This is a genomic window from Neoluteolibacter marinus (assembly GCF_014904755.1).
GTDB lineage: Bacteria > Verrucomicrobiota > Verrucomicrobiia > Verrucomicrobiales > Akkermansiaceae > Haloferula > Haloferula marina.
Map to the genome: position 1 here is coordinate 89844 of NZ_JACZFQ010000095.1, position 23964 is coordinate 113807.

The 23964-nt window shown below is 63.9% G+C and carries 23 protein-coding genes; 18 read left to right on the top strand and 5 right to left on the bottom strand.

The genetic code is table 11. The features are described from left to right. Nucleotides 1-8: 8 nt before the first annotated feature. Together IG178_RS18050 and IG178_RS18055 are read left to right on the top strand one after the other, a co-directional pair. Nucleotides 9-731, top strand: a complete 723-nt coding sequence (locus IG178_RS18050; RefSeq protein WP_193213973.1) for a prepilin-type N-terminal cleavage/methylation domain-containing protein — start codon at nucleotides 9-11, stop codon at nucleotides 729-731. A 22-nt stretch (nucleotides 732-753) separates the two neighbouring features. Then, a complete protein-coding gene (locus IG178_RS18055; RefSeq protein WP_193213974.1) occupies nucleotides 754-1686 on the top strand; it encodes a PulJ/GspJ family protein in 933 nt (310 codons plus the stop codon). Nucleotides 1687-1704: 18 nt separating this feature from the next. Here IG178_RS18055 and aroB read toward each other — a convergent pair whose 3' ends face one another. Then, complete coding sequence (aroB, locus tag IG178_RS18060) at nucleotides 1705-2799, bottom strand: 3-dehydroquinate synthase (protein WP_193213975.1); 1095 nt, start codon at nucleotides 2797-2799, stop codon at nucleotides 1705-1707. Between the two features lie 46 nt (nucleotides 2800-2845). Further along, nucleotides 2846-3451, bottom strand: a complete 606-nt coding sequence (locus IG178_RS18065) for a 3'-5' exonuclease (protein WP_343226010.1) — start codon at nucleotides 3449-3451, stop codon at nucleotides 2846-2848. 111 nt (nucleotides 3452-3562) lie between these two features. Between IG178_RS18065 and IG178_RS18070 the strand changes: the two genes are divergently transcribed. The 7 genes from IG178_RS18070 to IG178_RS18100 all read left to right on the top strand — a co-directional run bounded on the left by IG178_RS18070 (nucleotide 3563) and on the right by IG178_RS18100 (nucleotide 9238). After that, complete coding sequence (locus IG178_RS18070) at nucleotides 3563-4438, top strand: hypothetical protein (RefSeq protein WP_193213977.1); 876 nt, start codon at nucleotides 3563-3565, stop codon at nucleotides 4436-4438. Nucleotides 4439-4486: 48 nt separating this feature from the next. Beyond that, nucleotides 4487-5119 carry an adenylate kinase family protein gene (locus IG178_RS18075; RefSeq protein WP_193213978.1) on the top strand — a complete coding sequence of 211 codons (633 nt, stop codon included), beginning with the start codon at nucleotides 4487-4489 and terminating at the stop codon, nucleotides 5117-5119. Next, nucleotides 5116-6063, top strand: a complete 948-nt coding sequence (gene fmt / locus IG178_RS18080; RefSeq protein ID WP_193213979.1) for a methionyl-tRNA formyltransferase — start codon at nucleotides 5116-5118, stop codon at nucleotides 6061-6063. The genes IG178_RS18075 and fmt overlap by 4 nt, the downstream gene beginning before the upstream one ends. 49 nt (nucleotides 6064-6112) lie before the next feature. Continuing rightward, complete coding sequence (locus tag IG178_RS18085; protein ID WP_193213980.1) at nucleotides 6113-6652, top strand: hypothetical protein; 540 nt, start codon at nucleotides 6113-6115, stop codon at nucleotides 6650-6652. A gap of 64 nt (nucleotides 6653-6716) precedes the next feature. Beyond that, complete coding sequence (pyrH, locus tag IG178_RS18090; protein WP_193213981.1) at nucleotides 6717-7475, top strand: UMP kinase; 759 nt, start codon at nucleotides 6717-6719, stop codon at nucleotides 7473-7475. Between the two features lie 25 nt (nucleotides 7476-7500). Then, nucleotides 7501-8067 (top strand): ribosome recycling factor, encoded by a 567-nt coding sequence (gene frr, locus IG178_RS18095; RefSeq protein ID WP_193213982.1) that lies wholly within the window; start codon nucleotides 7501-7503, stop codon nucleotides 8065-8067. A gap of 94 nt (nucleotides 8068-8161) precedes the next feature. Further along, complete coding sequence (locus tag IG178_RS18100; protein WP_193213983.1) at nucleotides 8162-9238, top strand: peroxiredoxin family protein; 1077 nt, start codon at nucleotides 8162-8164, stop codon at nucleotides 9236-9238. 15 nt (nucleotides 9239-9253) lie between these two features. Here IG178_RS18100 and IG178_RS18105 read toward each other — a convergent pair whose 3' ends face one another. Continuing rightward, a complete protein-coding gene (locus IG178_RS18105) occupies nucleotides 9254-9853 on the bottom strand; it encodes an HAD family hydrolase (RefSeq protein WP_193213984.1) in 600 nt (199 codons plus the stop codon). 67 nt (nucleotides 9854-9920) lie between these two features. Then, entirely contained in the window at nucleotides 9921-11057 is a 1137-nt protein-coding gene (locus IG178_RS18110; RefSeq protein ID WP_193213985.1) for an MGDG synthase family glycosyltransferase, read from the bottom strand. An 88-nt stretch (nucleotides 11058-11145) separates the two neighbouring features. Between IG178_RS18110 and IG178_RS18115 the strand changes: the two genes are divergently transcribed. From IG178_RS18115 to IG178_RS18145, 7 genes are all read left to right on the top strand, one after another. After that, nucleotides 11146-12231 carry a hypothetical protein gene (locus IG178_RS18115; protein ID WP_193213986.1) on the top strand — a complete coding sequence of 362 codons (1086 nt, stop codon included), beginning with the start codon at nucleotides 11146-11148 and terminating at the stop codon, nucleotides 12229-12231. Nucleotides 12232-12357: 126 nt separating this feature from the next. Continuing rightward, on the top strand, nucleotides 12358-14445 hold the full coding sequence (locus IG178_RS18120) for a sulfatase-like hydrolase/transferase (RefSeq protein ID WP_193213987.1): 2088 nt from the start codon (nucleotides 12358-12360) through the stop codon (nucleotides 14443-14445). Nucleotides 14446-14516: 71 nt separating this feature from the next. Further along, nucleotides 14517-15242 carry a hypothetical protein gene (locus tag IG178_RS18125; protein ID WP_193213988.1) on the top strand — a complete coding sequence of 242 codons (726 nt, stop codon included), beginning with the start codon at nucleotides 14517-14519 and terminating at the stop codon, nucleotides 15240-15242. Nucleotides 15243-15319: 77 nt separating this feature from the next. Next, on the top strand, nucleotides 15320-16648 hold the full coding sequence (locus IG178_RS18130; RefSeq protein ID WP_193213989.1) for a hypothetical protein: 1329 nt from the start codon (nucleotides 15320-15322) through the stop codon (nucleotides 16646-16648). A 43-nt stretch (nucleotides 16649-16691) separates the two neighbouring features. Beyond that, nucleotides 16692-17249 carry a 16S rRNA (guanine(966)-N(2))-methyltransferase RsmD gene (gene rsmD / locus IG178_RS18135; protein ID WP_193213990.1) on the top strand — a complete coding sequence of 186 codons (558 nt, stop codon included), beginning with the start codon at nucleotides 16692-16694 and terminating at the stop codon, nucleotides 17247-17249. A 10-nt stretch (nucleotides 17250-17259) separates the two neighbouring features. Then, the gene (locus IG178_RS18140) at nucleotides 17260-18549 is read left to right on the top strand and encodes a 3-deoxy-D-manno-octulosonic acid transferase (protein WP_193213991.1); all 1290 of its coding nucleotides are present in this window, start codon (nucleotides 17260-17262) and stop codon (nucleotides 18547-18549) included. 58 nt (nucleotides 18550-18607) lie between these two features. Beyond that, complete coding sequence (locus IG178_RS18145; RefSeq protein ID WP_193213992.1) at nucleotides 18608-20155, top strand: hypothetical protein; 1548 nt, start codon at nucleotides 18608-18610, stop codon at nucleotides 20153-20155. Between the two features lie 60 nt (nucleotides 20156-20215). Here IG178_RS18145 and IG178_RS18150 read toward each other — a convergent pair whose 3' ends face one another. Then, nucleotides 20216-20698 carry a low molecular weight protein-tyrosine-phosphatase gene (locus tag IG178_RS18150; RefSeq protein ID WP_193213993.1) on the bottom strand — a complete coding sequence of 161 codons (483 nt, stop codon included), beginning with the start codon at nucleotides 20696-20698 and terminating at the stop codon, nucleotides 20216-20218. Between the two features lie 20 nt (nucleotides 20699-20718). On the opposite strand from IG178_RS18150, the gene IG178_RS18155 reads away from it, so the two are divergent. Further along, nucleotides 20719-22524, top strand: a complete 1806-nt coding sequence (locus IG178_RS18155) for an arylsulfatase (protein ID WP_193213994.1) — start codon at nucleotides 20719-20721, stop codon at nucleotides 22522-22524. Between the two features lie 58 nt (nucleotides 22525-22582). Beyond that, a complete protein-coding gene (locus IG178_RS18160) occupies nucleotides 22583-23953 on the top strand; it encodes a hypothetical protein (RefSeq protein ID WP_193213995.1) in 1371 nt (456 codons plus the stop codon). Nucleotides 23954-23964 lie beyond the last annotated feature (11 nt).

Genomic DNA, 23964 nt, shown 5'->3' on the forward strand with positions numbered 1-23964 from the left:
TCTGACACATGAAATTGCAATCCACACGACGTTCCCGCGGCTTCACCTTGATGGAGACCGTGATTGCCATCGGCGTGCTTGCGCTTCTCTTGAGCGCATTCCTCGCGGTGTTCGGGCCAGCGACTTCCGGCTTGAGAAAGGCGATCAGCATCCAGGAGGCGGACCGGCTTTCCGCTGCTTTGGAACGTGAGCTCGTCACGTTGCGTCCCGGTGCCTCGTCCAGCACCTACACGACTGGTTTCGACAAGGCCTACGAATGGATCGAAGGTGCCCAGGACGCCGGAAACGCGATCATGCTCTACCAATATCGTGGCGATCCGTCGCAACTGCGGGAGGACGGCACCATGGAACCCTACACGGATGGTGGCGGGGTCGCGGGTAAGGACTTCATTGTCCAGCCGGCGGTGCGCCAGCGCGGGGACGACCTCCTTCTGGAGGACCTGAAGGCCGTGGACGGCCGGATTTTCACGGTGAAGCTCACCCAGCTGGTATTCAGCGGCGGCCAGCTCACCCGCGGCTCGGCGGGCGAGATCACCGACCCCACTCCCGACGACGGTGACGTCTCGGGCGGCAGTGGTTCGGATGGCTACCCGGAGGCGGTGATTGCCTTTGCGGCCGAGTTCTTCATCGTCCCCAACAGCTCGCTCGACTACGTCAAACCGGGTGGAAAGTTCGATCCGGAGAAGCTGACCAAACCGGTCTTCTCGCGGAACCTTGCCGTCCGACGCTAATCAAGCCCTCAGAAAAATCCCCATGAAAACCCGATTCAACCCGAAGTCCAACAAGGGCTTCACCCTGATCGAGCTGATGGTTGCGATGGCAATCACCACGGTGATCGTCACCGTGCTGGTCTCCATCACCGGCGTCGCCTTGGACACGTGGCAGCGCGGCCGCTCGGAGATCCGTGCCTCCCGTCAGGCGAAGGCCATGCTCGACACGATGGCCAAGGACTTCGAATCCTTCGTATCCCGCCGCGGCAACAATTTCGAGTGGCTCTACTCCAAGGTAGAATCCGACCTTCCGGGGCCATCCGCGAACCAGAGCTCCAATGCTGCCGAGGTGATCTTCTTCACCGCCGCCACCGACCGATATCTGGGTGAAATCGGATCCGCTCAGGACAACGGGGGCGATGTGTCCTGCGTGGGCTACAAGCTCGAGTATCAGGACCCTGTGGAAGGCACCGAGGAGAAGAACTCGTCGACGTTCATTCTCTACCGTTTGCTCGTGAACCCCGACGACACCTTCAAGGATCTCCTCGGACAAGAGGATCTCGACAGCGCTTTCTCCAGCTATGGTTCGAAGGTCACGGATGTTGAGAACTTCGTTTGCGAAAATGTCTACCAGTTCACCCTCACGTATCAGGTGGAGGTGACCCAGACGACGGGCAGCACGACCACCACCGTTCCGGTGCGCGTGTCGCTTGGTGAGACGGGTGCGGGCCAGGAACTCCGCTTGCTCGGCACCGGCATCGAAACCGATGCTTCGGTTGGCAGCCTCAAGCCGCCCGTCTCGATCGAGGAAATTCAAGCAGGACGTCTGACCGGTGTTGAAATCGGAATCACGGTTCTATCGGATTCGGCGGTGATCCGCCTCAACAACAGCGCCTTGAGTGACGAGGTGAGGGAGAAGATCCTCGCCCAAGAGTCCTTCCAATACTCGCGGGTGGTTCAGTTGCCCGGGATGTGATCCGGCGCAACGCCTGACTCAGCGGTCTCCATCTGGAGACCGCAAATGCTCGATCGCGTCGGCCAGGTCCTGACGGCTGACGTCCTTCGAGACGAAGGCATCGCCCAGCCTGTTCATCAGAACGAAGCGGATATTTCCCGCTTCGAACTTTTTGTCCCGGCCCAGTTTCTCAAGAACACGCTCGGTGGTGATCGAGTCGTCGAGGAGCAGGGGGAGACGAAAGAGGCGGAGCAATTCCAGGACAGCATCCGAGTCGTCTTTGGACAGGCCGGCGTGCTTGAGGGACAAGAACAGGGCGGCCCGGAGACCGAGGGAAATGGCCTCACCGTGTAGCATGCTGCCGTAGGGGACAGCAGCCTCGATGCCGTGACCGATCGTGTGCCCGAGGTTCAAGAGAGCCCTCAGACCCTTGGTTTCATGTTCGTCGGCCTCGACGATCCTGGCCTTGATGGCGATGTTGCGGGCGATCAGTTCCGCGGGCACTTCGCGCGAGTCGGGATCGAGCTTGGCAATCTCTTGGACCATCGCCGCGTCACGGATGGCCGCGTGCTTAATGACCTCGGCGTAACCTTCCCGGTACTCCCGGTCAGGTAGGGACTGAAGCACGTCGGGGTCCACCAAGACGAGAGCGGGTTGATGGAAGGCACCGAGGAGGTTTTTCCCTTGGGGCAGATTCACGCCTGTCTTGCCCCCGACCGAGGAATCGACCTGTGCGACAATCGTGGTCGGGATCTGCACGAAGGGAACGCCACGGTAAAAGATTGAAGCGACAAACCCGGCAAGGTCGCCCACCACTCCGCCGCCGAGGGCAACGATGAACGAGCGGCGGTCGTGACCGCTGTCCGCCAACTCTGCGCAGAGGTCCTCGGCGAGGGACATCGACTTCGACGACTCTCCCGCCGGGATGCAATGCATGCTTGCCGAGAAGCCCGCTTCCGTGAGGGCATTGAGCAGGGTGGGACCATGGAACTCCGCGACGTTGGAATCGGTGATGATGGCTGCCTTGCCTGAAAGCCCGGCGGACAAGATCGCCCGTCCGGCATCGGCGAGGAGTCCTTTTTCCACCACCACGTCATAGGATCGCTCCCCCAGATCAACTCGCACCGTCGGCATGGCGCGGAGCATGCACGGCGGGATGGCGGGCGGCCAAGCCCGAACGTCAGCCGGCACGGCGTTGACCGCGCCAGGCCGAGATGTCGGGCTGGACCAGCCAATCCAGGGGCCGAGCGGAGAGGTCGAACTCCTTCACGAGGTCTTCCAACAGAACCAGCGAAGCGAGTGCATCGAAGAGGGCATCATGCCAGCGCCGGTCGGGCAGCGCGGCTTGGATTCGATCGGCCAGGCCGCGCACCGTGCATAGCGAGGAGAGGGAGTGATCGGCGAGATCCGGCCATGCCGCCCGTGCGAGCAGAAGTGTGTCGACCCAAGGCCCGAAGCCATGGCCGGGAAAGGTCCGGAGAAACCGCTTCTCCGTGCCTTTGCCATGGGCGACCACGACCGAGCCCCCCAACCGGTTGCGGATCTCCGGCCATAGGGACAGGAGCGTGGGAGCACCGGCAAGGTCCTCGTCGCGGATCCCGTGCACCTTGCGGGCGGACCAGGTGATCTTGGCATTGGCCGCGAGATAGGAGACGAACTGCTCGCCGTGGCCCTCTGCTGTCGACCAGGCGGCGACCCCCACCTGAACCGGGACGTCGGTCCGGCCGCGGGCGGCGCCGGCGGATTCGAAATCAATGGCGGCAAATCTGCAGTCCCGGACGAGCACGAAGGGAACGCAACACGGCCAGAGAGGGGAATCCATCCGAAAAGTCGCCCGCTTCCCATGGTCTGGGGGCTTGCCAACCGGGATCTTGTCGGGAAAGTTCCCGCGCCGCGCATGCCGGAACGCCGCACACCACTTTGGCTCTGGCCGAACCTTCTCAGCCTCGACGCTCCGATCGTCGCGATGGTGTGGCTGTTCATGTTCCAGAAAATCTGGCTCCAGGTGTTGCCCTGGGGTTACTACGCCGCACTGGGGCTTGCCGTTTGGGGGATCTACATCATCGACCGGATCCTCGACGTGAAGATGCTGAGCCCCTCCGACTCGCGGCTGGGACCCCGGCACGAGTTTCATCGCAAGCACCTGCGGGCGATGTCGATCCTGGCGGTGCTGGTGGTTTGCGGCTCGATCATCGTCGCCGGCTTCCACATTTCCTTCGGCCCGTTGATCGACTACGGCAAGCCCGTCATCTTCCTGGTCGTCGGCTTTTTTTCCCTCACGGTGTTCTCTAAGCAGGAGCAGGAGATCCCGCATTTGCGAAATGTATTCGCCGGCCTTGCCTTCGCCTACGGCACCGCCATGGGGGCCCACATGTGGTCCGGGAAGGCGGGAATCATCGACCTGGTTCATCCGCCGTTCAATTTGCTGATCGCCCCCGAAATGCTCTCCTTCGCGGTACTGTGCATGCTGAATATTTCCGCGATCCATTTCTGGGAGCACTCGCGAAGCTCGTCGGACCCGGATTTCAAGGCTGCTCACGAGCTGGCCCTCACCCTGCCGTTGGTTTTGCTCGGCTCCGTCTGCATCCTTCTCGCGGCCCTGGATGAGGAAAGCCGCAGCCGTCCATTCTACTATGCGGTATTGATTTCGGCAGCCCTGCTCTACATCGCCAACCGCGAGCGGAGCCGGTTTTCGATCGACGCCCTCCGGGTGATCGCGGATGCCGCCATGCTGGTGCCGCTGCCGGTGTTCCTCGCGATGACGCGATCCTGATCACGCTTGCTTGGGGACGGGCCCTGCCCCTAGGTTGCTCCTCTCCCAATGACGAAGGCTCTCGACACCAAGCGACCAGCATTCCTTTTCCTCGGAGCCCCGGGCTCAGGGAAGGGGACACAGGGCAAGATCCTCGGATCGATCCCGCGGTTTTTCCACTGTGCCTGCGGGGATATCTTCCGTTCGCTCGATACCCGAACCGCGCTTGGACAGCGCTTCGTCGACTATTCGAGCCGCGGCGAGCTGGTGCCCGACGAGTTGACCATCGAGCTGTGGAAGGCCCAGGTCGACAACTGGAGCGATTCCCACGTCTACAAGCCGGACATCGACTTCCTCGTGCTTGATGGCATTCCGCGCAATGTCCCGCAGGCCGAGATGATTTCCAGTTTCCTGGAAATCCACCAGGTGTTCCATCTGTCCTGTCCGGACCGCGAGGAACTCGCCCGGCGGATGCGCAAGCGGGCTCTCAAGGACAACCGGATCGACGACGCGTCCGAGCGGGTGATCCAGCAGCGGATCAGCACCTATGTCGAGGAGACGAAGCCGATCCTGGAGTTTTACTCCGATGCCTTGGTTACCAACATCGATGCCACCCGGCCACCCGTCCAGGTGCTCCATGACATCATCGGCAAGATCGTGTCCCTGCCCGTCTACAAGGAGACAGCGAAGATCGTCTCATGAGTTTGCCCGACGCCCGCGTGGTTTTTTTCGGCAGCGGTGAGATTGCCATCCCTGCCTTCCAACGCCTGATCGACGAAGGGCCGCGGCCGCTCGCGCTGGTGACCCAGCCGGACAAGCCGGCCGGACGTCACCGCGCCCTCACACCGCCTCCGATCAAGCGGGTCGCCCTTTCCGCGGGGATTCCCGTCTTGCAGCCGGAGAGCGCCCGCGACGAGGGGTTTCTCGATGAACTCCGCTCACTCGGGCCGGATTTGATCGTGGTCATGGCCTATGGACAGATCCTGTCGAAGGGCCTGATTGCCATCCCGGGGATTGCCTGCATCAACCTCCATGCATCGATCTTGCCGCGTCACCGCGGGGCGTCCTGCATTCAAGCGGCGATCGACGAAGGGGATGCCGAGACCGGGGTCACCGTGATGCATGTCGTCCAGAAGCTCGACGCCGGGGACATCATTCATGCCGAGACGACGGTCATTTCTCCAGAAGACACCGGCTCGACAGTGCACGACCGCCTCGCCGGGGTGGCCGCAACCGCGCTTTTCGCCGCGCTTCCCGGGCTGCTCGCCGGTTCAGCGGGACGTCTCCCTCAGGATGCCTCCGCCGTGACCTACGCACCCAAGCTCGGACGTGAAGACGGGCGGATCGACTGGACGTGGACGGCGGGGAGGATCGCCCGGCGTATCCGTGCCTACGAGCCGTGGCCGGGCACCTGGACGACCATCGACGACGGTCACGGACCGAAGCGGCTGAAGATTTTCCCTGCGGATGCCGTCGACGGGGAGACAAGTCCACCCGGCACGCTGAGCTTCTCGGAGGAAGGGCTACCCCGGATTTCCTGTGGTGACGGATATCTGGTGCTCGGCGATGTCCAAGCGGACGGTTCGCGCCGGATGGCGGCGGCGGATTGGGTGAAGGGGCTCCGCGGGGAGACACGGATCCTTTGAGAGCGCTATTTGCCTCGATTTTTTCGGTTAGAGGCCGCAGGTTCGAGGCGTGAAAGTCCTCATTGCGCTGCTCTCTTTTGTCCTCCAGGCGGGGGCCACCACCATCTCGGTCGTGCCCGTTTTCGAACCGCTGAGCATGCATGGCACTGATGTTGATGAGGCGATCACCGACATCGGCGAGGCGCTGCAGGCCACGGTTGCAAGCCGCCCGATGGCGCTTACCGGGGCGTTCCCCGAGGTGATGATCGACGCCATCCGGTCGCCTCACAAGTTCCCGTCGAACAATCCGAACTACAAGGTGGAGGAGGTGAATCTCCTCGTGCTTTGCAACATCGGGATCACCGGTGAAATGAAGGAAGACGGTCTCCGGGTCTCACTCGACGTTTCGGCTCTGACCATTCCGGAAGGCGTCGATTTGACCGGCCGCCAGGCCATCAAACTGGCGTTGATCGCCGTCCGGAAGACCCTCGAGGGTTACCAGCAACCCCAGACGGATCCGCTGATCGTGAATATTTCCATCGAGGGTGTGGACGACGGTACCGCTTCGTTGAAGGACCTTGAAGGCTCCTACACCCTCGGGGGCGAGTGAACGCGCCTTTTGCCTTTCCAAACCCCGCGGCCGCTTGCTTGGATCGCGCAACGCCACCCACTGCATGAGTTTCCCCGGATCTGCCCCCAGAGTTTTCAAGAGAGCCATCCTCAAACTTAGCGGCGAGGCGCTCCGTGAGCCCGGCAGCACGGACAACATTTCCCCGGAAATCGTTGAGCGGATCGCCTGCGAAGTACGGGATGCACTCGCTCCCGGAGACCTCCAGCTCGGCATCGTGGTCGGCGGCGGGAATTTCTGGCGCGGTGCCGCCGCGAGCGCCCGTGGCATGGACCGCGCCACCGCGGATTACATGGGGATGCTCGCCACGGTGATGAACTCGCTTGCCCTGCAGGGCTCCCTGGAGCATCACGGCGTGACCTGCGTGGTCCAGTCGGCGATCGAGATGAAGAATGTTGCCGAGACTTTCATCCGACGGAAGGCGGAGCGCCATCTCGACGAGAACCGGGTGGTGATCTTCGCCGCGGGCACCGGCAGTCCTTTCTTCTCCACCGACACCACCGCGGCCTTGCGGGCCAGCGAGATGGGCGCCGACGTCGTCTTCAAGGCGACCATGGTGGACGGGGTCTACGACTCCGACCCGAAAAAGAATCCCGGGGCCCGGCGCTACGACCGCATCGGCTTCCAGGAGTGCATCACTCAACAGCTCAAGGTCATGGATGCGACGGCGTTCAGCCTGTGCATGGACAACGAGATTCCGATCGTCGTCTTTGATCTCGCCCCCAAAGGCAATGTGACCCGCGCGCTTCGTGGCGAGCCGATCGGAACAGTGGTTTGCGGCGACGAGGAAACCGCGGCCGTCTGAAAATTCTCCACCCGACAATTACGTTATGGACCCTGAAACCGCCATCCTCGAGACGGAGGAAGCCATGGAAAAGGCCGTGGAATATCTCCTCCACGAATTTGCCACCGTCCGCACCGGAAAGGCCTCTCCCGGTCTGATCGAGAACATGGACGTCCACGTTGCTTCCTACGGTGGCGTTCACAAGCTCAAGTCCCTCGCCGTCATCAGCACGCCGGAACCGCGCCTGCTCGAGGTCAAAGTTTTCGATCCCTCGACGACCCAGGACGTGGAGCGCGCCATCCGTGAATCCCGGCTCGGTCTCAATCCCGCCGCTGCCGGCAGTTCGTTGCGGATTCCGATTCCCGAACTTTCGGAAGAGCGCCGCATCCAGATGGTCAAGCTGGTCAAGCAGCTGGCCGAAGAGGCGAAGGTGCGCGTCCGTGCGGTCCGCAAGGACGGCATGGACATGGCCAAGAAGCTCAAAAACGAGAACCTCCTCACCGAGGACGGCCAGAAGGACCACGAGGCCGTGGTCCAACAATTGACCGACAAGTTCGTCAAGGTCATCGACGAGCACTTCGTCTCCAAGGAGAAGGAAGTCATGAAGGTCTAGTATCTGTCCGAAGGGGAGCGGCAGTTTACGACATGCTCGCCGCGACTCCTTCACCGGGACTTGTCAGGGCCGGGGGGACAGCTAGGTTCCGGGGATGCGTCTTTCTCTCCTGATGGTGTCGGTCCTGGCCGGCGGTGTGATTTCCGCGGTGGCGGGGACTCCGAAGCAGGCCGACGGGATCCGCCGGGCTTACGAAGCGGATTTCAAGGCCTGGGTCCTGAAACTGCAGGTGGCCCCGGATGCAGCCACCCGCAAGAAAATCGCGGCCGAGCGACCGGATGCAGCCGCAGCGGCGGCGCGGATGTGGTCGGCGATCCGGCCCAACCTCGCGGAGGAGTGGACGCTCGATCCCGCGGCGTGGATCCTGATGACCAAGCGGGGTCAAATGACCCGGGACGCCGGGGGCAACGTGGTGCCGGTGCTCGGCGAAGCATCTCAGGTGATCGGCGAAGCGGTGGTGAAGTATCATTTGAAGAGCCCGAATCTGGCGGACATGTGCATGGCCCAGGTCGCCGCGGCGGATGCGAACTCCCTGCCGCTGCTGGAACGCATCGAACAGGAGAACCCCGACAAGAAGGTACAAGGTGTGGCGGCGCTCGGCATTGCGATGCTGCTGAAGGACCTGAGCGACGAGCCGGAGGTGATGCGCCGGCGGCTGACGATGCTGAGGAAGGCGATCATTGAGAGCAGCGAGGTCGAGATCAACGGCGTGGAGGTGGCCAAGCTTGCCGAAAACGAGCTCTACATCATCCGCCACCTCAGCAAGGGCCGGCAAGCGCCGGAGCTTGAAGGCCAGGGGTCGGGAGGTCAGGCGATGAAACTCTCCGACTATCAGGGCAAGGTGGTGGTTCTCCTGTTCTGGCGCTCCGATGAAGGGAACACCGACCAGCTCATTGAGATGACCCGGCGCATGCGCGAGCGGTTTGCCGGCAAGCCTTTTGAGATCGTGGGGGTCAACCGCGACCCGCAGGCGACCTTGCGGTCGATGCAGGCGTCCGGGGAGATCGCCTGGCCCAATTTTTCCGATCCCGAGGGCAAGCTTGCGGAGCAATACCGGGTCGGGGCGTGGCCGCTGGCCTACGTGCTCGATGGCGAGCGCAAGATCGGCTATGCGGGCCCGATGGGGTCCTTCGTCGAACTGACAGCCGCGGCGCTGATCCAGGGAGAATAGGCGGGCGGCGGGCGGTCACCGCTCCATCAATTCGGCGGAAAGCCAGCGCTCGAAGGCGGGGTGATCGTCGAGGTCGTATTGCCAGCAGCGGAAGCCATGCTGCCGGCCGGCGTCGATGTTGGCGGGCAGGTCGTCGATGTAGAGCGTTTCGGAAGGCACGAGGTCGTGCCGGTCGATGGCATGCCGGTAGATCTCCGGTTCCGGCTTGATTGCTCCGGTTTCGAAGGAGAGCACCGCCTCGGGGAAGTGGCGGAACACGTCGTAGTTTTCGAAGATCCAAGGGCAATGGATGCCGTTGGTATTGGAAAAGAGAATGAGGCGATGGCCCGCGGCGGACAAACTCTCGACCACACGCCACATCGCGAGGTTCGGCGTGAAGATGTTCTGCCAGGCGTGGCGGAACGCTTCTTCGCTGACCTCGCTGCCGAGCCGCTCCAGCGCCCAGGGGATGTAGTCGGCGGTTTCAATGCGACCGGCTTCGAAGTCGTCTTTCTTCTCCAGGAGGACCGTCAGCCGCTGCTCGGCGTCCGGGGTGCCGGGAGGAAGGAGGGTGGCGAGCGATGGCTCGAAGTGGAAGTCGAGGAGGACTTTGCCGATGTCGAAAAGGAAGGTCATGTCGCGGCAGCAGGCTGAAGGTCCCGGCGTTGAGGTGCCAAGCGCCAAACGTCCCAGGGTGCGCTCGTCAGGGCTGGCCTCGCGGCGACTTTTCAGGGCCGTGGGTTCCGATCCGTTCCAAGATGTGCCTGGCGGCGGCGATTGCCCCGGCATTGCGACCGTGGACGGAGAGCTTGTGCTTCATGGCGCGCCAAAGGGCGGCATCGTCGGCCAGAAGGTCCGCGACCGCGCTGCGGATCGCCTCCGGGCTCTCGGCGAGTTTGCCACCGCCGATGGCCTCGAGCAGGCGCAGGTTGCCCTCCTCTTGCCCCGGGACCAGGTGGTGAACGAGCATCGGGCAACGGGCGGCGATGGCTTCGTGGACGGTGGCGCCACCGGCCTTGCCGACGACGAGATGATGGCTGTTGAGGAGTTGGGGGACCTTGCGGGTCCAACCCTTGAGTTTCACCCGGCCCGGAAAGGCATCGCGGATCTCCTTGGCCTTGTGCCAGAGGTGACGGACATTGCGGCCCAGCACGATGGTCATCCGGGTGCGCGGCGACGTCTGGAGCACCGCCTTGGCGATGCGGCGGACGTGCAGCCGCCGGCCGGTGGTGAAGTAGAGCACCCGGAACGGGTCGCAGCGGTCATCGGCGGCGATCGGGGTGAGGCGGGAGAACGCCGGATTGACCGGGAATCCGGAGTCGACGACCCGCTCGGCTGCCAAGCCACCGCGCAACATGGCGTCCCGGGTGAAGGGGTCGGAAACGATCCATTCGGAAGTCGGGGCCTTCAGCCAGGCGGCGTTGATCTCGATCGAGTCGGTGACCACCGTGAAGACCGGGGGCGGGGACGGGTGACCATCCAGCAGCCGTTCGAGGAAGTAGGGATAGAGCGGGTAGGTGGCAACGACGGCGTCAGGTCGCCAGTCCGCGACGAGTTCGCCGAGCTTGCGCTCCGGCTTCCGCATCAGGGGCATGCGCTGGCGCGAAAAATCGACATCGCCGGTGCGCAGATAGATGAAGTGCCAGAGGCGCGGCGCCCGGGTGGTGACGACCCGGTAGCCTTGGCAGATCCAGCGTGTGCTGACCGGGGCACCCAGCATGCAGGGGTCGCAGACCTGGGCCTCCGCGCCGGCCTCCTCCAGCGCGAGGGCGAGGTTGCGGGCGGCGCTGTTGTGACCTTCGCCGAATGCGGCGGTGCAAATGAGGATCCGGGCTGGCATGGGCGAACGGCTTGCCGCTTGTTAAGGCGAATCGCGGCATTGCGTCGAACGGCATTTGCAGCTTTCGTCCGGAGCCGCGGCATTTTTCATGGAGAAACACGATCCAAAGCTACGCATCCTCGAAGATCAGGACGGTGATGAGGCGGATGTGGTCCGCCTTGAAGGGGGAATCCCGGCGGAACCGGAAGAAAAGCCCGTGCCGCTGGAAGCTCCCGAGCGCCTGGTTGTCGCGGTTCGCGAGGCCGGCCCCGTGCGGAGCCTCGAGCCGGGGGTGGAAGTCATCATGACCCAGGAGGAACCCGAGAAGGGCCTCGAGGAGGTGTGGGGAGAAAACCAAGGCAAGCCGGTGAGAGTGCCCCATGGGTGGCTGTGGCTCCTCGGCCTGGCGGTCGTCGGCGGGGGAATCTGGGCGGTCGCCACCATGCGCCGCGGCGAGCAGCAACTTGATCTCGACCGCGCCACGATCCAGGAGAAGGTGGATGACGAGGTGATGGAGGAGCGCACCGCGCTTGCCCTGGTGAATCGGGTCGAGCAGGTGGTGGACTCCTTCCTCGCTGCCGACAACGTCGGCGAGTTGCTGCCTTTGGTGAGGCAACCGGACCGGGTGAAACCTCTGATCGAGGCGCATGCCAAGGAGCGCCCGAAGAAGAGTCAGAGCTTCGTGAGGATGGCGGCATTCCAGCCCGCGACGCTCGACAACCATCCTTTCTGGGCGGTTCGTGCGGAGGTTGCCGGGGGCGATCACGTCGACTTGCTGCTGGAGCAGGTGGGTGACACCGAGGTGAAGGTCGATTGGGAGTCGTTTGTCTGCTACCAGCCGATGGATTGGGACCGCTATGCCGAGGTGAAAAAGGACGTGGGCCCGATGGATTTCCGTGTCTGGGTGGTGATGGACAGTCACTTCATCCACGAGTTCTCCGATTCCGGACGGTGGCGATGTTTCCGGCTCAACGCCAAAGACTCGAAGAGCGCCCTCTATGGCTATGCCGAGGCGGGGAGTGAGGTGGAGAAGAAGCTCACGGCCTATTGCCTGGCCAACCGGTTGACCCTGGCCCCGGCCATCCTGCGGCTGCGTGCCCCGGAAGGCGGGGAGGCGGAGAAGGCCGTGCTCATCGAGGAGGTCGTGACGCTCCGCTGGCAACATGTCGATGATCCGGCAAAGAACTCGCCTTGATCCGGAGGGGGAGCCCTGCGAGCGTCCGCCCGCGTGACCGGATCAACCAGAGAGCCCGCGGGCATGGGACGCTTGCTGCGGGGGACTGCCGCAGGCACAGGTCTATTCCTCGTTCTCCAGTTTGCCTTGGCCTTGTGGCGTCTCGCTCACAACACCGGGGAGATGGACAACAAGTTCTCCCAGTTGGCCAGAGACGAATACTGGTCGTTCCTGCTGATGCAGAACGTTTCGATGCTGGTGGCTTACGCCCTGTTGTGGATTGCCGGCATCCTGCTCGTCCTGCCGGTGGTTGCGACGTTCCGGGCGAGATTCCCGAAGCTCCGGAAAGTGGCGGTATTTGCCATCGCGTTCCTCGCGGCATTGGGAATCCATGCGTTCTTCATGCTCCGCCTGGCCCACAGCCGGCCGTATTTCATCGCCGATGCCGAGTTCGGCCAGTGGTATTACCAGATCCTCCGCTTGCCGCCGGCATCGTGGCAGGTCGCGACGGACATGCTGCTCTTCGCCGTTCTACCGTGGAGCTTCGTGGCCCTGGTAGCGGTCTGGTGGATGCGCCGGATGGCGGCGCGCTGGCGCTGGGCCGCGATCGGGTGTGGTTTGACCGGCGTTCTGATGGTCAGCCTGTGGCCCCAGCGGGGTGGCGCGGCGGAACAGCCTGCGGCAAAAGGCAAGCAGCCGCCGAACATCATCATCATCGGGTCGGACTCGCTGCGTGGCGATCGCCTGGGATTCACCGGTTATCGTCCGGCACGATCCGACGGTGAAGCGGCGGCGGGTGTTTCGCCCCGCATCGACGAGTGGGCGGAGAACGCGGCGAAGTTCACCCGTTGCTACACGCCGATCGCATCGACGCTTGAATCGTCGGTCAGCGTGATGTCGGCGAGCTTTCCCCACACCCACGGGATCCGCCAGATGTATCCCCGCCGGGAGCAGGTGGAGAAGACCGAATCGAAGATCCTGCCGATGGCGGAGGTCTTGACGGAGCGCGGCTACGATACGGCGGCTATCGGTGACTGGTGCGCGGGTTTCTACGACATGATGCCACTCGGGTTCCGGGACATCTCGGTCTCGACCTTCGACAATTTCCGCATCTACATGAGCCAGGCGGTGGTGATGGCTCACTTCGTGGTGCCGCTGTATTTCGACAATCCGCTTGGCTACCGGCTGTTTCCGCAAATCGGGTCCTTCGCCCAGTTCGTGACCCCGGAGGTGGTGACCCGCCGGGTGGAGGACAAGCTGGCGCAGCAGGCGGCGCGCAAGCGGCCGTTCTTCTGGCACGTCTTTTACTCGTGCAACCATCTGCCCTACGCCTCCGCGGAGCGCTACAACCGGATGTTCACCGATCCCGCCTATCAGGGGCGGAACCGCAACAAGGTGGATTTCGATATCAATGAGTTTGTCAGTGGAACCGGTCTGGAGGACAAGATGGCGGCATTGCCGGAGGAGGAAATCCGCCAAATCCGGGGCATGTATGACGGCTGTACCCGGCAGTTCGATGAATGCTTCGGGAGAATCATGGATGCCCTCAAGGTCAACGGGCTCGCCGACAACACCATTGTTGTGGTGACCGCCGATCATGGTGACGACCTCTACGAACCGGGTGTCACCTTGACCCATGGACTCGGCTTCAATGGCGGCGATCATTGTTCGCACATTCCGATGGTGATCTCCGGGCCGGGTGTGAAGGGACAAACCCTCCCGGAGCAGGTCCGCAGCATCGACCTGGCGCCGACCTTGCTCGATCTCGCCGGGCTCGACCGGCCTGAACGCTGGGAGGGCCGGAGCACCGCCGGCTGGATTCGCGGCGAGGAGCCCCCCCGGGACCGGGCTTTTTATGGCGAGACCAGCTTCCCCTTCATCCAGTTCCGGGTGGACGGGGTGGAACGCCCCTATCTGCCGCCGATGGATGAACTCACGACCATCGATCCGGCTTACAATCATCAGTTCGTGATGCTGGAGAAGTGGGATCAGCCGGTGGTCGCCGCCAAGCAACGCTGCATGCGCACCCGCGATTGGAAGATCGTCGCGACACCGTCGAAGGAAGGCGGCCGGCACTACGGCTTGTTCCATCTGCCGGCGGATCCGGACTGCCGGCATGACCTCGCGGGAGAGCGGCCCGAGGTGCTGGGTCCGATGAGAACCGCGATCGATCGTTGGATTGATGATCGTCTGGAAACGGAGATCCACGAGATTTTCCCGGGCGGTGAACCGTAAAAGGAGCCGGGATTGCCGCTTGAGTTTCCGCCATGGAAAGAAAAGCTACCGGCGTTCCAGACGCGCCCTTCATGAAATCTCTACTGACCCCTTTGTTCGCCCTTGTCTCCGCCAGCGCCTTTGCGGCCGACGCCCCGAAATTGCTCGCGGACTACATCAAGCCGGACGCTGTGATCAAGGGAGCGGTGGTGGTGGTCGTGCCGCCGCAGGAACTGGACAAGTACGTGGCGAAGGTCGAGGAATCCGCCCGCAAGGACCCCGAGTGGTTTCGCGAGCACGCGAAGAAGGGCAAACCCGGCGTTCCCTTGCCTTTCGACGAACGTCTCGGCCTGACCCGCGAGGAATACGACAAGTATCTGGAAAAGTGGGGCGAGCGGGAATTCAAGGCCATCGAAGCGGTCCCAATCCGCCTGTCCGGGAGCAAGGACGGCTCCTGGACCATTGCCGTGGGCGGTTCGGCTCAGGCGATCTCGACCTTGCGTTTCGACCCCAAGAGCGGCGACTTCCGTTCGCCCAACGGGGAGCTCAAGCGGATCGAGGACGTTGATGCGGACGCCAACAGCACCCTCGGCGCGTGGACGGGACAGGAGTGGAAGTTCGAGGAAAAGACCAGCCTCGGCACCACCAAGGAGAATTTCGCCATCGGCAAAACCGGCGACAAGAAGTACGGACTCTTGGTCTATCGCCTGCAGGAGATTTCCGAACAGGGCACGCGGCTGATTGATCGCGGAATGGTGGTGCGCTTTCCGCTCGGTGAAGCGGGGATCGTCAAACCGCAAGCTGCACCGAAGAAGTGATGGCGGAGGGGAGCACCAACTCCCCTCGGAGACGACGCCGGGCCCGGAAGGCCCTCGCCGTTCTGCTCGCGGCGCCAGTGCTGCTGCTGGTCCTTCTCAATCTGATCCTCGCCACGCCGTGGCCGCGGAAGTGGATAGCGGGGAAGATCTCGGCGCGGACCGGACTCGAGGCAACCGTGGGCAGAGCGTCCTGGACCCCGTGGGGCGGGGCTGCCATCGGCAATCTGGAGATCCGTCAACCGGCGGCATTGCAGGAACTGGTGAAGCAGCCCCTCCTGAAGGTGGCTGGCATCCAGGTTTTCCCCGACTGGTCGCAAGCGTTCCAGGGCCGTCCAGCGGTCAGCCGCATCCGCGTGGAGTCTCCGGAGCTCGTGGTGTCCTTGGAAATGCTTGTGTCCCTGGTTGCCTCGAGTTCCAAGGAAGCGGGCGATATTCCGTCTCCCCCGGAGGTGGCGGTTACAAGCATCGATCCTCCCGCCAAGCGTTCCCGGGGTTCACGGTCGTTGCCGGACGATGCTCCGGTTGAGAAATCGCTGCCGGTGCCGGACCGCACCACCTTGGATCCCTCCAACACCTGGCTCGAAGTCGTTGACGGACGCTTCGAGCTCCACCTCGCGGGGGCAAAGGTGCTCGGGGCAATGGGTGTCAGCGGCAACATCCCGGTGACAGGGACACCCGCTGCATCCTCGATCCTCATTGGCGAGGTCCACGCCTTGGGGCGATCGCTCCAATCGGATCTCATGCTGCCACTTGCCTGGAAAGCGCCCGAAATCCGCTGCGAAGTTTCCGAACTACCTTTCGCCGGCCTCCGGTTGCAGGTCTCGGCGGCGGCAGGACTGGTTCGCGGAGCACCCTTCGGAGTGGTCGTTTCACTGCCGGGTCAGGCTGCCGATGGTGAGCCGTTTTTCAAGACACTCCGGCCCGTGGCCACCCGGGTGGAGGCACGGTTCGGGGTCCGAGGACTCCTTCGCTATCCATCGACCTGGGAGGGTGGGGGTGACCTTTCAGCCCGGGGGATCCGGGCGGTGATTTCAGGAGGGGAAATTGATTTCGACAATGCCCGGGTCCAGGTCCAGCTCAAGTCGAGCCTGCTGCAATGCCCGGAAGCACGCCTGACCGGCGACCGGGTTTCCCTTCTCGGCAACGGTCAGGTGGGTGCCGGCGGGGAGGCGGCTGCCGTCCTGCGGGTGGTGATGCCTCCATCCATGGCGGATGGTTGGAAGGCCCGCTTCGCGGGAACGGGAATGACGCCCGCATTCGTTCCCTTGGGCGGCGGTGAAAGGCAGTACATTGACCTACGGTGGATTTCGTATTCCGGCGGGCAGGGGATCGAACTCGGGAGCAATGGCCCGGTGATCCCGGCCGGGGAAGCCCGCCAGCTCCTGCTTCCGGGAGCCATGAATTGACGCCGGGGTTGCGAACCCGGCTTTCGCTTGGCATGTAGGCGCCGTGCGCATCATAGCAGGAAAGGCCGGTCGCCTGGCCATCAAGGTTCCCAAGGCCGTGACCCGGCCGACCACCGATTTCGTGCGGCAGGCGATCTTCTCGATCCTTGGTCCGCGGATCGAGGATGCCCGTGTGCTCGACCTGTTTTCCGGCTCGGGGGCGATCGGTCTCGAATCGCTCAGCCGCGGCGCTGCCTCCTGCGTGATGGTCGACGAACATCGCCAGGCGGAAATGGTCATCCGCGAGAACCTCGCCAAGGCTCGTCTCGAGGGCGGCAAGGTGGTGCGGGCCGATGTCCACGCCTGGGTCGCCCGCGACACCGGGCATTACGATCTGATTTTCGCGGATCCCCCCTATGCGAAGCATGTGGGCGACCGCGATCACCTCCGCGACCTGATGGGCAAGCCGCATTTGCGGGAACGCTTGGCCGACGGCGGATATCTGATCGCCGAGTGCTCCGCTTCTACCCGAAGTCCTGAAGCTGAAGGTTGGCAGCTTGAGGACCGCCGCGAGTATGGCAGCAGTGCCATCCTGCTTTACGCTCCAGCCGGTGCTTCCTAGCCTTGCCGCGATGCCATTCCCGCTGGTCCTCGGGCTCTATCGCCTGCTTCTTCCGGTTTTCCTGATCCTGTCCTTGCCGGGATGGCTCTTGAGGATGGGGCGTCGAGGGGGCTTCGGCAGTGGCTTGAGGGAGCGGTTTTCAATCTACACCCGTGCGCTGGAGGACGAGCCATGCGGGGCCGTTCATCTGCACTCGGTGAGCGTGGGCGAAACCATGATCGCCATGAAGCTGATCCGTGCGTGGCAGCTTCACGAACCGGACAAGCGCTTCGTCGTGGCCGTGGGCACGGCAACCGGGCACGCCGTTGCCGTGAACGCGGATTTGCCGGGCGTTCGCGTCACCTACGCACCCGTCGACTTCCGGTGGTGTGTGCGCCGCTATCTGAACCGCTTCGAGCCGGCACAGATCGTTCTCGTCGAGGGCGAGGCCTGGCCCCATTTGCTGATCGGCTGCAAGAAGCGCCACATCCCGGTGCGTCTCGTGAATGCAAGGCTCTCGCCACGATCGGAGCGTCGCTACCGGAAACTGGCGTCGTGGGTAAAACCCGTTTTCGGCATGTTGGATGCCGTTGCCGCCCAGGAGCCGGGAGACATCGAACGATGGGCGGCGATCGGGGTTGCCCCCGAGCGGATCAAGGTGACCGGAAGCTCGAAGTTCGACCCGGGGGCGGCGGCAAAGCCGGCACAGCGGCCTGAGTTTGCCCGCATGCTGGCCGGCTTCGGGGCGGGCAGACCGGTGGTGCTGGCGGCCAGCACCCACGCAGGGGAGGAGGCATGGATCGGCAAGGCCGTGCGGGAGTGCGGGGCTCTGTTCGCGGTGGTCCCCCGGCATGCCGAGCGTCGCGAGGAGGTTCGGGCGGACCTGGAAAAGGCGGGCTTCGAAGTCGTGCAGCGGTCGGATTTCCATCCTCCGGATAACCCTGCCGTGGCGTGTTTCCTGATCGACAGCACCGGCGAGCTGCGCGACTGGACCGCGCACGCAGATCTCGTGGTCATCGGCAAGAGTATCCTGGGAACCGGCGGGCAGAATCCCGCCGAGGCGATCCTCGCGGAGAAGCCGGTCTTGTTCGGGAAGCACATGGAAAACTTCGAACCCTTGGCCGCTGCTCTGGTGGAGCAGGGGGGAGCCATCCGGTTCAGCGGCATGGAGAGCTTGCAGGAGTCGGTCAGACAACTGGTTGCCACCCCGGAAGCGCGCTCGGAATGTTGCGCCCGTGCGTCCGCCGTGCTGCAAGGGCACGACGGCGCCACCGGCCGGATCCTCGACCTGTTAGGGGCGGCGGATGTCCGCCGGAGGTGACGTGAATTTATCGCAAGGTGAGTTTGTCATTTCGAGATGGCCCGCTAGGGTTCGCGACGTGAGTGAACCCTCTGATGAGCTGGCAAAGCGCCTGCTGTCCGCATTCGAACTGGGCCCCTCGTGGGCACGGGGCGATGCACCGGCGAAAAAGTATCCTGCCCGTGACGACGATGCCCCGCGCGAGCGGAGGGATCGCGATGACCGCGGCCACCGCGACGGTGGCGGACGACGTGAGTTCCGCGGGGGCGGGGGAGACCGCGGCAAGGGGGGCTACCGGCCACCGCGCGGCGGAGGGCGCCGCCAGGGAGGTGGGCGCGACTTCGAACCGCGCGAGCTTCCTCAGCCGGCGCATGGCGTGCGGGTGAGCATAGTCCCGGCCGCCGAGGCGGTGCACCTGGTGGTGCGGGAAATCCATCACGTCGCCCGGGTCTATTCGCTCTATGATGTCTCACAGATTCTCCTCGCGGGACGGGAGCGGTATCACCTCCAGTTTTCCGTTTCCGACAAGGTCGGCCCGCTTTTCAAGAGCAAGAACGGCGACTCGCTGTGGCTGACCAAGGACGAGGCGATCGCGCACTTCTGGCAATCCGAGGCGGCCTCGGAGCTCTACGAGTCGGAAGAAGTCGAGACCGACCCGCCGTCCGGCAACTTCCAGGTGGTGGCCCGCTGCGGGATGAGCGGCGAGTGGCTCGGACCGCCGAATTTCCATTCCTACCAGACGACGCTGCGCCGCATTCACCGCGAGCAGTTTTCGAACATGCCCTTCGAAGCCTACGCGTCGCGGGTCCGCACCGAGCGGGGTGAGGAGGCGGTGAACGCATGGCTCGACACGATGCGCAAGCGTGTTCGCTGGCGTCCGAAGGGCGCGGATGACGAGGCCTGGAGTTTTGACCGCAGCGAGATCGAGCGGGACTTCGCCACCGGCAAATTCGCCGAGATGTTCGAGGAAGTCCGCGGGACGGAAGTGAGCGGCGACATTCCGGCACGGAACCTTTCGGTGGGCCTGCTGGCATGCGTCCGGATCGCGACCTCGCATGCCCGGAAGCATCCTGCGATTCTCATCCCGATGATTTGCCGGCTACTCGAAGCCGAACACCTCTCCGTCTTCAAACGGGAAGGCAAGCTCTTCACCGGTCCTGCGCGCCCGCATCCGCTGACCACCGATGCGAAGCTCGCGGAGCGTCCCGCGGCCATCGTCGAATGGCTCGAGGCCAACCCGGACAAGAAGCTTTCCGACCTTTGGACGGCGATGCTTCCGGAAGGGCAAACCGAGCCGGGCAAGGAGTGGTTTGCCGATCTGTTCTGGCTGTTGACCCAGGGTCACGTGCTGCTCTTTGCGGACGACTTGCTGGTCTTGCCGAAGCGCCGCGCCCCCCAAGGTGCGGCGGCCGCAGCTCCTGCGGCGGCCAAGGGAGCCAAGAAGAAAAAGCGCAAGAAGCGCCGCAAGGGGCGCCGCCGTCGCGTCACGTTCGAAAACCCGGCCAAGATGGTTCGCACGATCAGCCGTATGTCGCCCTCGGCCCTCAAGCGCCTCCGCGGTCCCGCGCTCTTGTGGCGACGACGACTCGAGAAGCGGGGACGGATCGCGTCGCTACTCGACGAATGATCCTCGGCTGCCCGGGATCAGCCCCGGGCAGCACGCCGGACATTCAAAGAGAGTCTCGGATCAACTGCTGAGGCGCTCCAGCAGACCGCCGCAGGCATCCTCGACGATGTCGGCGACGTGCTCGAATCCGGCATCGCCCCCGTAGTAGGGATCCGGGACATGGTCGGCCTCGATGTCCTGGCAATAGTCCACGAGCAGCTGGATTTTGTTCCGGAACGAGCCGTCGCGATCGAGCCGGCGGAGATCGGACAAGTTCTCCTGATCCGCGGCTAGGATGAGATCGAAGTCGACCAGATCCGCGACACGAAACTGCCGCGAGCGGCCGGCGATCGGGTAGCCGCGGCGGCGCAAGGTTTCCGCCATGCGTGGATCGGGCCCCTTGCCGGCGTGAAAGCCGATCGTGCCGGCGGAATCGATTTCGATGCGTTTGTTGAGACCTGCTTCATCGACCATCTTGCGGAAGACAATCTCAGCGGCAGGGGAACGGCAGATGTTCCCCATGCAGACGAAGAGAACACGGTAGGGCTTGCGGTCGGCGGGCATCGGGTGGAAAAGCTTTCCCCATGCTCCGAATTCCCGTCCTGGCGGCAATCGCAAAGATCCTGTCGACCCTTGCCTTCGCCGCCGGCCCGAATGTCATCCTGGTGATGACGGACGACCAAGGCTACGGCGACCTGTCGTGCCACGGCAGCCCGCATGTGAAAACGCCAGCACTTGATGTTTTCCGCAGCGAGTCCACCTCGCTCGACCATTTCTTCGTCAGCCCGACCTGCGCCCCGACCCGGTCCGCTCTCATGACCGGCTTGCACGAGTTCAGTTGCGGCATCAGCCACACCATCATGGGCCGCAGCTTGCTGCGGCCGGGAATCCCGACGATGCCGGAAATGTTCCGCGCCGCCGGCTACCGGACCGGGATCTTCGGCAAGTGGCACCTGGGCGACAACGTCCCATGCCGGCCCGAGGACAGGGGATTCGATGATGTCTTCGTGCATGGCGGCGGCGGCATCGGCCAGACGCCCGACTACTGGGGCAACGGCTACTTCGACCCGATGATCCGCCGCCGCGGTGGATGGGAGAAGACGAGTGGCTATTGCACCGATGTCTTTTTCAAGGAAGCAAGGGCATGGATGGAGAAGCAGATCGGGGAGCAGCAGCCCTTTTTCCTCTACCTCGCGACCAACGCACCCCATGCCCCGTACATCCCACCGGTAAAAGGCTCGAAGCTGAGCGGTCCCGCGGCGTTTCACGCGATGATCGAGAGCATCGACTCGAACTTCAAGATGCTGATGGATGCCCTCGAAAAATCCGGAGCTGCCACCAACACCGTGGTGATTTTCATGACCGACAACGGTTCCGCCGTGGGCGCCTGGAATGCCGGCATGAAAGGGAAGAAGGGGACTCCCGATGAGGGCGGGGTGCGGGTTCCCTGCTTCGTGCGCTGGCCGGGCAAAGTCGCGGCGGGCAAGGTGGTTCCTGAACTGGCGGCCCACATTGATCTGCTGCCGACCCTGACCAGCCTGTGCGGCGTGCCTCGACCGGAAGGGTGGACGGGTGACGGCGCGGATCTCGCGAAGGCGCTGCTCGGCGAGGACGCATTTCCGCAGGGCCGGACCTTCTTCACCCAAGTGGGGCGCTGGCCGGGAGACGCCGCGGCGGGACGCTTCAAGGGACAGAATTTCTCGGTCAGGGACGGCCGGTGGCGCCTGGTCGGACTGGAGCTGTTCGACATGGTTTCGGATCCGGGCCAGAAAACGGACCTGTTCCGGAGCGAACCCAAGCAAGCCCAGCGCCTGCTCACCGAGTATGGCCGCTGGTGGAACCGGGTGTTTCCGGTGGTGAGGGAGCCGGTGCGCTACCGCGTGGGAAGCGACGATCAGGCAGTCGTTCGTCTGACCGCCCACGACTGGTGGCCGTCCAAGGAAGCCGAATCGCGCGGGGCGGAGTCGTTGGTGACGCATGATGCGATCCGGAAGTTCCTCAAGGCGCGCCAGGTCGCCGGCACCCGCAACCCGCTTCCAGCGACGTCGGGGCATTGGAAGATCGACGTGGTGCAAGAGGGCAACTACGAGCTCTCGTTTTCGCTGGTTCCGCCTGAAGCCGAAGCCGCGGAGCGGACCGCGATCGGACAATTGAATGCCGGTCTCGCCCATATCCGTGCGGGCCAGGAGGAGCTGCAGCTGGAGGTGCAAAAGGGGGCGACCTCGATCCGCATTCCGATCGACCTGGATCCCGGCCCCGTCGATCTCGAGGTCTGGCTCGACGGGCAATTGCTGAACGACCGGATCCTCGGCGCCTTCTTCGTGACGATGGAGCGCAAGGGCCCGCGAAAAGCGCCGAAACCGGAGATTCACGCGAAGCCGCTGAAATAGCCGGCGCCCGCGCAACTTCGTCGAGATTGGAGGGTTGGTGCGGCGAGTACACATCACCATGAAAAACACCGCCACCATCGGAATCGCGGCCATGCTCGTCGGAGCAGCCGGAGGCTATCTCGCCGGCAAATCCGGCGCGCCTGACAATGACGCGACCGCGTCCGCCGACGCGATCATCGAGACCAAGACCCGGGTTCGCCCCGGGAATTCGGCTGCTGGAGGCTCGGCCAAGCAGCGGGTCCGCAACCTCGACGAGATCCTCCGCGAACCCGGCCAATTGGCGCGCATGCAATCGCTGATGGACCTTTACGCGGGGATGGATGCGTCGCAGCTGGAGGCGGAGGCGGCCAAGCTCGACAGCCTGCCGATGGCGCAGCGGATCATGGCCTCGTTCCTGCTGTTCGGCCGCTGGGCCGAGATCGACCCGCAGGGTGCGCTCGCCCATTCGAACACGATGGGCATGGGCGGGATGTTCGTGCGCCCGACCATTCTCCAGAGCTGGGCCAGCGTTGATCCCGAGAATGCGGCGAAGTATTTCTCCGAGAACCCGCGTGAGTTCGCGATGATGGGCGGCTTCGGCGGCGGGCGTGGCCCGGGCGGCGAAAGCGGTGCCTCGGTCATCGCCGCGGAGTGGGCCAAGCTCGATCCCGATGCGGCTCTGGCTTGGGCGAATACCCTCGACGGCCGCGACAAGAGCAGCGCCTTGAACTCGGTGATCAGCGAGATCGCCTCGAGCGACCCGTCCAAGGCCGCCCAGGTTGCCGCGACCATGAGCGGTGACGATCAGGTCCGCGCCTACGGCGAAATTGCCAGCAAGTGGGCGAGCTCCGATTTCTCCGCCGCGGAAGCGTGGATTCAAAGCCTTCCCGCCGATGCCCGTGACCGCGCGATGTCCGAAGCCTTGCAAAGTCTCGCCGCGACCGACCCGGAAGGGGCGGCCGCCAAGCTCGCGAACATCCCCGCAGGCAATGATCGGGATCGTGCACTGAGCGACATCGCCGGTGCCTGGGCCCGGACCGACCCGGCGTCTGCCGCGGCATGGGTGGCACAGCAAAACCCCGAAGATCCGGACGATGCGGTCCGCTCGGTGGTTTCCACCTGGGCCAACCAGGACAGTGCCGCCACCTTGAACTGGATCAACAGCCAGCCGCAGGGCGAGCTCCGTGACGAGGCGACCCAAACCTTCATTTGGTCGAACCGGACCGCGGATCCGCAGCAGTCGATCCAGCTCGCCGAGTCGATTTCCGACGACCGCAGCCGCGAGCGCAGCATCGGCATCGCCGCCATGCGCTGGATGCGGGAAGACCGCGAAGCCGCCACCAATTACATCCAGGAGTCGACAACCCTGAGCGACGAAGCCAAGCAGCGGCTGATCGAAGGTCGCGGCGGCAACCGCGGCGGTCGTGGCCCGGGTGGCCGTGGTCGCTGAGGACCTCGGCA